Here is a 9,664-nt window from a genome sequence, read left to right as displayed (position 1 = left end):
GGACATTTGACATGCCGATCCTCGGACTCTTTGTTTGCCACCATGCCTCCAGTTCATGTGACATGATAGCATCCCCGTAAGTCCTTTATCTAGCGTTGTAGATGAGACTAAGGATGGTCCAGGAACACAAAGGTATCCCTTGGGTTTAGTGTGGATGTAAAAAACGGGTGATCTGAGCACGGGCGCACGCGGCGGTTCCGGTCAGGCGCCCAGCATGGGCATCTTGATGCCGAATTTCTTCGCGTTCTCGATGGCCCGGGGGTAGCCGGCGTCGGCGTGGCGGACGATGCCGAGGCCGGGGTCCGTGGTCAGCACGCGGCTTATCCGTTTATCCATCCCCGGCGTGCCGTCGGCGACGATGACCATGCCGGCGTGCTGGGAGTAGCCCATGCCCACCCCGCCGCCGTGGTGGACGCTGACCCAGCTCGCCCCGCCCACGGCGTTGAGCATGGCGTTCAGGAAGGGCCAATCGCTCACGGCGTCGGAGCCGTCGGCCATGCCCTCGGTCTCGCGGTTGGGGCTGGCCACGGAGCCGCAGTCCAGGTGGTCGCGGCCGATGACGACGGGGGCCTTGATTTTTCCGGTGCGCACCATGCGGTTTATCTCCAGGCCGAATTTTTCGCGGTCGCCGTAGCCCAGCCAGCAGATGCGGCAGGGCAGTCCCTGGAAGCGGACCTTTTCCCGGGCCTTCTTTATCCAGCGGGCCAGGGCCTCGTCCTCGGGAAACAGGCGCAGGACCGCCTCGTCGGTGGCGTGGATGTCGGCGGGGTCGCCGGAGAGCGCCGCCCAGCGGAAGGGACCCTTGCCGTCGCAGAACAGAGGTCGGATGTAGAGCGGGACGAAGCCCTTGATGTCGAAGGCCTCGGGTGCGCCCCGGTCCACCGTCTGGCCGCGGATGTTGTTGCCGTAATCGAAGGTTTCCGCGCCCGCTTTCTGCATCGCCAGCATGGCGTTCATGTGGACCACCATGGCCTCCAGCGAGCGCCGTTTGTACTCCTCGGGATCTTTCTTTCTGAGGGCCAGGGCCTCGGCCAGCGGCATACCGTTGGGGATGTACCCCGACAGCTCGTCGTGGGCCGAGGTCTGGTCCGTTAAAACGTCCGGCGTGACCCCGCGGCGCACCAGTTCCGGGTGCACGTCGGCGCAGTTGCCCACCAGGCCGATGGAGAGGGGCTCGCCCTTTTTGACAAAATCCTCAACCAGCCGCAGCGCCTCGTCCAAATCCGTGACCATGCGGTCGCAGTAACCGGTGTCCAGGCGCTTCTTTATTCTTTCCGGGTCCACCTCCACATCCAGGCAGACCCCCTCGTTCATGGTGACCGCCAGGGGCTGGGCGCCGGACATGCCTCCCATGCCGCCGGTGAGGACCCATCGCCCTTTGAGCGACCCGGAAAAATGCCGGCGGGCCAGCTCGGCGAGAGTTTCATAGGTGCCCTGGAGGATGCCCTGGGTGCCGATGTAGATCCAGGAGCCGGCGGTCATCTGGCCGTACATGATCAGGCCCTTGGCCTCCAGCTCGTAAAAATGCTCCCATGTTGCCCACTTGGGCACCAGGTTGGAGTTGGCCAGAAGGACCCGGGGGGCCTCCTCGTGGGTGGTGAAGACGCCCACCGGCTTGCCCGACTGGACGAGGAGCGTCTCGTCGTTCCCCAGGGTGCGCAGGGTTTTTAATATCGCCTCCAGGGACTCCCAGTTCCGCGCCGCCTTGCCCGAGCCGCCGTAGACGATTAAATTGGCCGGGTCCTCGGCCACGTCCGGGTCCAGGTTGTTCTGGAGCATCCGGTAGGCGGCCTCCTGGTGCCAGCCTTTGCAGTTGAGCCTGGGGCCCGTGGGGGCGTGCAGTTCACGCGGCATGATCCGTCCTCGGTTGAGGGTTTGACTGTGGCGGTTCGACCGCCCCCAAAATAGCACAGAGACGGCGAAGGCTCAAGACCCTGAGGTTACCCCGGTCCAGGAATCGGATTTTGAGCTATCGTTTCAGGGAAAGACGATGCTCCGCATCGCCGGGCTTTTCTTCCCCGGTAAAACCCATCTGTGCTAGTATGGAGATTAATCTGATTAAGCCGGGCTGCTTCTCATTGAGCGTCGCCCCGGTCGGGCCGGATAAAAAAGACCCAAATATCCAGGCGATGAGGTGCGGCATGACTGATCCTGGTGTCGTAGCTGGTGTCGTGAAGCGCGACCGGATTTTCTGGTGGGTGCTGCTGGTCGTGGAGGTATTTTTCTGCATCGTCATCCTGGGCGACCTGAGCAATTACACGATTGATGACGGTTATATCTATCTGAACGGCGCCAGACAACTGGCTCGGGGAGAGCTGCCCAACATGACGCCGGGCGAGACGCCGACCAACGCCTGGGGCAGTTACCTGTGGCTGCTGATGCTCGTTCCCGCATACCTGTTGGGTGTCAATCCGTTATTCTGGGCCAAGGCGCTGGGATTCTTGTTCCTCCTCGGTGGGATTTGGCAGATATCGCTTTTACTCCGGCATTGGCGCCCGAAGATGGATCGTCTGGAATCCCTGGCGTTGGCCGGTTTGTTACTGGCTTTCGTCCCGGCGGTTTACGGGTCGGTCAACGTGCTGGAAACCGGGTTTCACCTCTTCGCCCTTCTCACGGCGCTTCATTTTTTAGTTCGCGATGTCGCCAAAAAGAGGCCCAGCATAGCGTTCGGCCTCTCGTTGAGCCTTCTGCTCCTCAGCCGCCCCGATGCCTTCATCGAGGTGCTCCTGTTCCTGGCCTCGTATCTCTGGTTGTCGTTGGGGCGCGAATCGCCCTTCGTCAAGCGTGACGTGTGGCGGCCGTTTCCCGGTCTCGTTCCCGGACTTCTGTTCTGGGCGGCGATAGCATTAATCTACGGCTCCCTCCTGCCCCACAGCGCGGTGGCGAAGACGCCGGCTTTTTCTTACATAATTTCGTTTCAATGGCTGTACTTTATTGAAGGTGCCGTGATGGAACTGGCGTTCACGCCCGTTCTACCCCTCGCCATTGCCGGTGCCGCCGTGTTCATTTTCCGTCGGAAAAACGAAGCCCCCGTCCTGCCCGTTCGTTCCCTGCTGGCCGCCATTCTTTTTTTGGGTTTGGTGAAGATGCTCCTTTTAATGGATTGGACCATGCTCAACCGGATATGGCTTGGCGAGGCGACGATTGCCATAGTCTGTTCAATAGTATTGGTATACGATTTGGTCGAAAAACTGCGTTCACGTTTTTTCGTATCATTGGTCTTCTGCGTCGGATTGATGGCGGGGTTGTGGGGATGGCGGTTCTTCGTGTTCAACAATTATGTGAGGCCGTACAGTCCCGCTCGGTCGATGGGCGATCTGATAAACGAGCTCAAGCTACCCGATTCCTGGCTGGCTATACCCGATATGGGCGCGATTCCTTACTATGCCGGCATTCCGACCCTGGATACCTGCAAGTCCCCGATATGTAACATGCACCTGTTCGAGCACCCGGCCGATCTGGATTACGTGTTGGAGCATAACGTGGATTTCATTGTACTGGTGTCATTCTATATGGACCCGATAAAGGACTTCTGGCCCTATATGAGTGTTCTTGACGATATTTGTGAATGTGATTATTTCCTGGAGCACTTCCGCCCGGTGATGGTGGCGGAGTCATCCGTGCCGCTTACTTTGGACTATTTTTATGAATACCGGGGGCATTATTTCCACCTCTACGTCTCCGACCGCATTGACTACGATGCGCCGGACCCGATACCCATTCATCTGCGCGGGTTGTCCCCACTGGCTGAGGATTACCCCTATCTCGGTATCGTTATACGGAATTGGAGGCGGTAGAGAGCTTGCGGGGAGAAAACGGACCGCTCTCTTCAGAGCGAAGACGGCAGAGTGAATCGAGCCGTAAAAATCGAACCTTTTTTCGCGACTCACCTTGCCAAGCCGTGATTCTTGGGCTATATTCATACTGTGAAGTTCACACAAAAGGGGGGTTCATGTACCGACATATATTGTTGATATTAGTCTTGTTGGCATCTTTCGCGTCCGCCGAGGTCCTCTTTTTCGAGGATTTCTCCGACGGCAATATGACCGGCTGGACCTTGGATCCCGGTGAAACAGGACAACGCTGGATCGTCAGCTCCAAGCACTTCTTCACCGGCCCCTTCGGCGTCCTCTGCGAGAAGGGGGAGGATCAGGACGAGCGGTTGATTTCACCGGCCATCTGCCTCACCTCGGACGTCGTCGTCAGATTCTACTGGGCTACGAGCTACACCTGGTTCGTCTCCCCCCACAACAACGGGGATTACATCCTGGAGATCCGCGAGGCCGGCGGACCGGGCGACTGGATGGAAATCTGGAACGAGGAGACCTTCGGACAATTCGAGAACTGGGTCTGGAACGAGACCAAGATTGTGATAGGCGCGTACTGGTTCGGGCACGACGTGCAGTTCGCGTGGCGCATCGTTGCCGACAGGGCCGCCGACGCTTGGCTGGACACGATCACGGTTTCCGACGGTGGTTCGTCTGATATTCAGGAAACGACCTTCGGGGTGATAAAGGCCACTTTCCGCTGATTGAGGTTCCGGCACGAGGGCGGCTTCAGGCCGCCCTTTTTTATGCCGACTCTATCGCGGTCGGTTTAGATTCACCCGGGCGAGGTCCAGGCGTGGTAAGATATATCCCTCGCCGGTTGAGCGGGTTTTTGTGCCCGGGAGCCGGGGGATGCCCGGTGGCCGGTCGGCTCCGCCGGTGACCCGAAAGCTCGCGCCTTACCGGGACCGGAAGGGATTTTCACGGATGACCCGTGAGGGTGACGATGACCGGTATTGAAACCAAATTAGCGGATCGGACGCGTGGAACCCGGCATCTCACCCGGGGCCTGATCGCCCTCGAGCTCATCCTGTGTGCTTTCATCGTCTGGGACGTGTCCGGCTATACACCCGACGACACCTACATCTACCTGAACGGGGCCCGCCAGCTGGCCGGCGGTCAATTGCCGAACATGACGCCGGGCGAGGTTCCCACCAACGCCTGGTCCAGCCTGCTATGGGTGGGGCTTATCACCCCGGCTTACTGGCTCGGCTTCGACGCCCTAATCTGGGCCAAGGTGCTCGGTTTCATATTACTCCTGGGCGTTGTCTGGCAGGTCTCGCGGATAATCAGGCTCTTCTACCCCAAACTGGATAAACCGACCGTCTGGGCCGTCGCCGGGTTGACGCTCACCTACATGCCGCTGGTCTTTTGGGCCACCAGCGGCATGGAGACGATTCTCTACGTCTTCAGCCTGGTGCTGGTCTTCTATCTGCTCTTCCGGGATCATGCGCGGCGGCGGATGTCCGTGGGCCTGGGGCTCGCCCTGTCCCTGCACCTGATCACCCGACCCGACGCCTTCATCAACGTGGCCCTCGTGCTGGCGCTCCTGCTAATCCTCGTTTTGAACCCCAAGCGGCCCCACACCTGGGCGGGGCTCCTGCGGCCCGCCGTCGGTCTGCTTCCGGGAGTCCTGCTGTTCCTCCTGCCCAGCCTCTTCTACCCGACCGTCCTCCCGACCAGCGCCCTGGCGAAGGCCGGCGTTATAGGCCCCCTCTTCAATGACCAATTCTGGTGGAACTTCCGCGAACTGGTCCTGAACTTTTCGCTCACGCCGGGAAATATTTTCATCTTAGCCGGGATGCTTATATTTTTATTCTGGCGTCGCAAGCGGGGTGACCTGATCTGCGGCTGGGAGATGCGGGTCTTCGTAGTCCTGTTGGTCGCGATGCACCTGGTCAAGAGGGTGCTGGTGTGTGACTGGATGGCGGTTCAGCGCCTGTGGCTGGAATCGGCGGTGATCGCGCTCGTCATTTGTCTTCTGGCGCTCATCCGTCTGATCGAAAAGAAAAAATATCTCTTGATATCCGCCATTATTCTGTGCGGCAGTCTGGCGGCGGGGCTGCTCGGTTGGCGGATGTTTATCTTCGCCTTTTTCCACCACCCCGGCAATCCCGCCGAGGTGATGGCGCAGTTCGTGGGCGAGCTGAAGAGGGACGACTCGTGGATGATCACCACCGATATGGGTGTCGTGCCCTATTTCGCCGAAATCAATACGATAGACGCCGAAGCCGTTCCCATATGCAACTATCACCTCTTGAAAGTTCCGAATGACCTCGCCTACGTGTGGAGTCATCGGATTGATTTCATCGTCGTCACCTCTCCCTGCCTGACTACGCCCCGACCGGAAACCACCCAGTACCGCCTGGTGAGGGACATAATGAGCCAGAGGTACTTTCGGGACAACTACCGCCACGTGTTGAGCGCCGTGTGGGCCTCACCGTTCAATCACGGGCACGGGGCCCTGCGGTCGTATCCGGGCAGGTACTACCACCTGTTCGTCTCGAGGCGGATTGATTGCGATCTGCCCAGCCCCCCGATCCTGTTGACGAGGGATATTTACCACACGCGACCCATTGCCGCGGAAGTCGTCCTGCCCGTTGATCTCCCACCGGCGTACACAGAAAACGGCGTCGTTCCCGCCGTCCCCGACGAGCCCCTGCCTGGGTATCTGCTCCCGTCGTTTTCCGAAACCGACCGTTCCGGCGCCTCTTCCTCTCCCTGAAAGCGTACCGCCCGTCGGCGCCGCGGTGGCTGGTGGGGCGGGTGGAGGCCGTCTTCCGCCGAGTCGAGTCCTCAAGGGGCGGGGACGGTGTCGGCCGCCCTTCCTTCACGGCCCCTTCAAAGGTGTGGACCGCCTCTCGTGGGCGTGTTCTCGAAGTGGTACAATTGCCGGAGCGTCCACTCGGGAGACGGAAAGTGCGTCTACTGTCGGCGGTCCGAGAGATCAGGGGTGTCTGGTGGCTGATCATCGCCGTGGAAATCGGCCTGGCCTTCGTCGTGCTCTACGAGTTGGGAGCCTATTCCTTCGATGACGCCTATATCTATCTCTCGGGGGCGCGGCAGCTCTCGCGGGGCGAGCTGCCGAACCCGAGCGCCGGCGACGGAATGCTCCCCACCAATTCCTTCTCCAGCCACCTCTGGCTTCTCTTACTGACCCCCGCCTTCTGGCTCAAAATACAACCGCTGGTCTGGGCCAAGGCGCTGGGCTTCCTGTTTCTTCTCCTGTCGGTGTTCCAGGCCGCGGGGATTCTGCGCCGTCTGCGCCCCACCCTCTCCCACGGTTCCTCCCTCGCCCTGGCCGGGGTTTTCCTCGTCTTCACCACGTCGGTCCTCGGGTCGGTGAACGGCCTCGAGACGGCGCTGAACCTCTTCTCCATCTTTCTTCTGCTTCGCTTCGCGCTCCGGGATTTTTTGAATGACAGGCTCAGCACGGCCCTGGGCTTGGCCGCCGGTTTGCACCTGGTCACCCGGCCCGACGCCTTCCTCGACCTCGCCGTGCTGGGGGCAGTCATCGGCTGGTGCTGGGCATCGAAGCGGTCGCGCATCGGTTGGCGCGACGTGCTGAGGGTCAAGCTGGGGGTCCTCCCCGGCCTGGCCTTTTTCGCAGCCGTGGCGCTCGTCTACTGGCAGATTCTGCCCACCAGCGCCGGGGTTAAGGTCCCCCCGCTGGAGGTGATGTTCAGCCTTTGGGGCCTCCGGGAGGGTTTTTTCCGGGTCCTCTGGGACTTCGTCCGCACACCCGGCCTCGCCCTGGTCTACGCGGGCTTCGTCTATTTCCTTGTCCGGCGCGCGAAGGAGGGGGAGGACGGGAGCGGTGTTGACCGGGCTCCCCGGCTGACCGCTCCCCTCCGGTTTCTCTTCGTCGGGCTGGCCCTGGATCACCTGGGGGTTCTGTTCTTCGCCGGCGACCCCATCGGGGTGGGCCGCCTGTGGCTCCCCTCAGCCGCCACGGCTCTCGTATGCGCCCTGTCCATGCTTCCCGCTTTTTTCCCCCGGCGCCGGGGACTGGCCGTCGGAACCCTCCTCTTAGGTTTCACCCTCTGGGCCGGGTTTCTGGGCTGGTGGCCCTACGTGCTTTACCACTACAACCACCCCGGCTCGCCCGCGGAGCGGCTCGGCGAATTCATCTCCGAGACGAAGCTCTATGACTCCTGGCTGGTGACCATGGATATGGGGGTGGTGCCCTACTTCGGGGATCTGCCCACCATAGATTCCCACGACCGCCCCAAGTGCAACCGTTACCGGGCGTCGAACCCCGGCGACCTGGACTATATCTGGCAAAAACCGGTGGACTTTGTGGTCCTCATCACGCCCGCGCCGGAGCCGGAGCCGGCCTTCATCTACCACGGCGTCAATCAACATCTGTTCGCCGAAGAGTGGTTCGACGGCTTCCGGGAGGTGCTCGTCGCGGAGTGGCGTCCGCCGGTGGGCCTCGATTCGCTCTTGACCAACGTCGGCCGCTACTTCCACCTCTACGTCTCGGACAGGATCGAGTGCGAAATAGGGGAGCCCGTTCTGCTGCTGCGTGGCGTTCCCGAAGTAGAGCCGTAATTCCGGGTCCACGGACGTGTATCCGACGCTGCGGCGGGTGGCGGCGGCCGCATTTTACCTTCCGCATCGGGGCTGAAGGGACGGGTTGACTGATGCGCCGCTGGCTCATCCTAGCCGTCGTAGTGCTGGTCCAGCTCTGTATCGGCGGGATTTACGCCTGGAGCAACCTGGCGCGCGCTCTCACCGAGGCCTACGGTCTCGCCGAATGGCAGTCCCAGCTCATCTTTGGGGTGAACATCGCTGTGTTCGCCCTGACGATGCTCTTCGCGGGGCCCCTTCTCGATCGCCGCGGTCCGAGGAAGCCAACCCTCGTCGGTGGGTGCCTCTTCGCGGCGGGGCTGCTGGTGGCATCCTTCTCCGGCGGTCGCTTCCCCCTGCTTCTGGTGGGGTACGGGCTGGTGGCCGGGACGGGCCTCGGCTTCGTGTACCTCTGTCCCATCTCCACGGCGGTCCGCTGGTTCCCGAAGAGGAAGGGGCTGGTGACCGGGGTGGCGGTGGCCGGATTCGGAGGCGGGGCCGTCGTTCTGTCCAACCTCATCGAGGGGCTGCTTGCCGCGGGGCTGACCCCCCTGGACATCTTCCTCTGGATCGGCGTCGTGTACGGCGTTTTAATTCTCATCGGCGGAAGCCTGCTGGCCAATCCACCTGACAGTCCTCCGCCGCCGGCGCCCCACGAGATTCCCAGCGTCCGACGCGATCCCCGGTTCTGGCGCCTGTTCGGGGCCATGTTTGCCGGGACCTTCGCCGGACTTTTGGTTATCGGCAACCTGAAGCTGCTGGGGCTGTCGGGGGGTGCGGGGGAGCTTATCGCGGCAGCCTCGGTGAGCGCCCTGGCGGCGGGTAACGCGCTGGGCCGCATCGGATGGGGGCTCATCGCCGACCGTTTCGGCCGGGGTCTGGCCAGCGTTCTCTCCCTGTCGCTGTTGGCGGTCTCAATCCTGCTGCTCTTGCCGGCCGCCGGGGAGGGGTGGCCGTTCCTGTTGGTCGCGGCGTCCGTGGGCTTCAACTTCGGAGCGGCCATGGTGCTCTACGCCACCCAGACCTCGGACGTGTACCGGCCGGAGAATTTCGGCCGCGTTTACGCCCGGGTCTCGCTGGCCTACGGACTCTCCGGCACCATCGGCCCCTTCGTCGGTGGGCTGGTCTACGACCTCTCGAAAAACTACTGGCCGGCCGTGGTCATCGCCGCGGCGGTCGCCCTGTCCGGGGCCCTCTTCTACTCCGTAGCGGGGGGGAAGATACGCCGGCGTTCGCCCCTTCCCGGCCCGGCGTCGGACTGACGG

General features: G+C 61.8%; 6 protein-coding genes. 5 read left to right on the top strand and 1 reads right to left on the bottom strand.

The annotated features are described in order from the left end of the window. Positions 1 to 201: 201 nt before the first annotated feature. Positions 202 to 1,854 (bottom strand): urocanate hydratase, encoded by a 1,653-nt coding sequence (gene hutU / locus VM054_08100; GenBank protein ID HUT99022.1) that lies wholly within the window; start codon positions 1,852 to 1,854, stop codon positions 202 to 204. A 188-nt stretch (positions 1,855 to 2,042) separates the two neighbouring features. Between hutU and VM054_08095 the strand changes: the two genes are divergently transcribed. The 5 genes from VM054_08095 to VM054_08075 all read left to right on the top strand — a co-directional run bounded on the left by VM054_08095 (position 2,043) and on the right by VM054_08075 (position 9,661). Next, the gene (locus VM054_08095; protein HUT99021.1) at positions 2,043 to 3,797 is read left to right on the top strand and encodes a hypothetical protein; all 1,755 of its coding nucleotides are present in this window, start codon (positions 2,043 to 2,045) and stop codon (positions 3,795 to 3,797) included. Between the two features lie 155 nt (positions 3,798 to 3,952). Then, the gene (locus VM054_08090) at positions 3,953 to 4,531 is read left to right on the top strand and encodes a hypothetical protein (protein ID HUT99020.1); all 579 of its coding nucleotides are present in this window, start codon (positions 3,953 to 3,955) and stop codon (positions 4,529 to 4,531) included. A 242-nt stretch (positions 4,532 to 4,773) separates the two neighbouring features. After that, on the top strand, positions 4,774 to 6,552 hold the full coding sequence (locus tag VM054_08085) for a hypothetical protein (protein HUT99019.1): 1,779 nt from the start codon (positions 4,774 to 4,776) through the stop codon (positions 6,550 to 6,552). A gap of 194 nt (positions 6,553 to 6,746) precedes the next feature. Further along, entirely contained in the window at positions 6,747 to 8,381 is a 1,635-nt protein-coding gene (locus VM054_08080) for a hypothetical protein (GenBank protein ID HUT99018.1), read from the top strand. Between the two features lie 92 nt (positions 8,382 to 8,473). Beyond that, positions 8,474 to 9,661, top strand: coding sequence for an MFS transporter (locus tag VM054_08075; GenBank protein ID HUT99017.1), 1,188 nt, complete (start codon positions 8,474 to 8,476; stop codon positions 9,659 to 9,661). Positions 9,662 to 9,664: the final 3 nt, after the last annotated feature.

The sequence above is a fragment of the bacterium genome, from assembly GCA_035528375.1.
Lineage (GTDB): Bacteria > RBG-13-66-14 > RBG-13-66-14 > RBG-13-66-14 > RBG-13-66-14 > RBG-13-66-14.
This window is presented reverse-complemented; position numbering and strand designations above follow the sequence as displayed.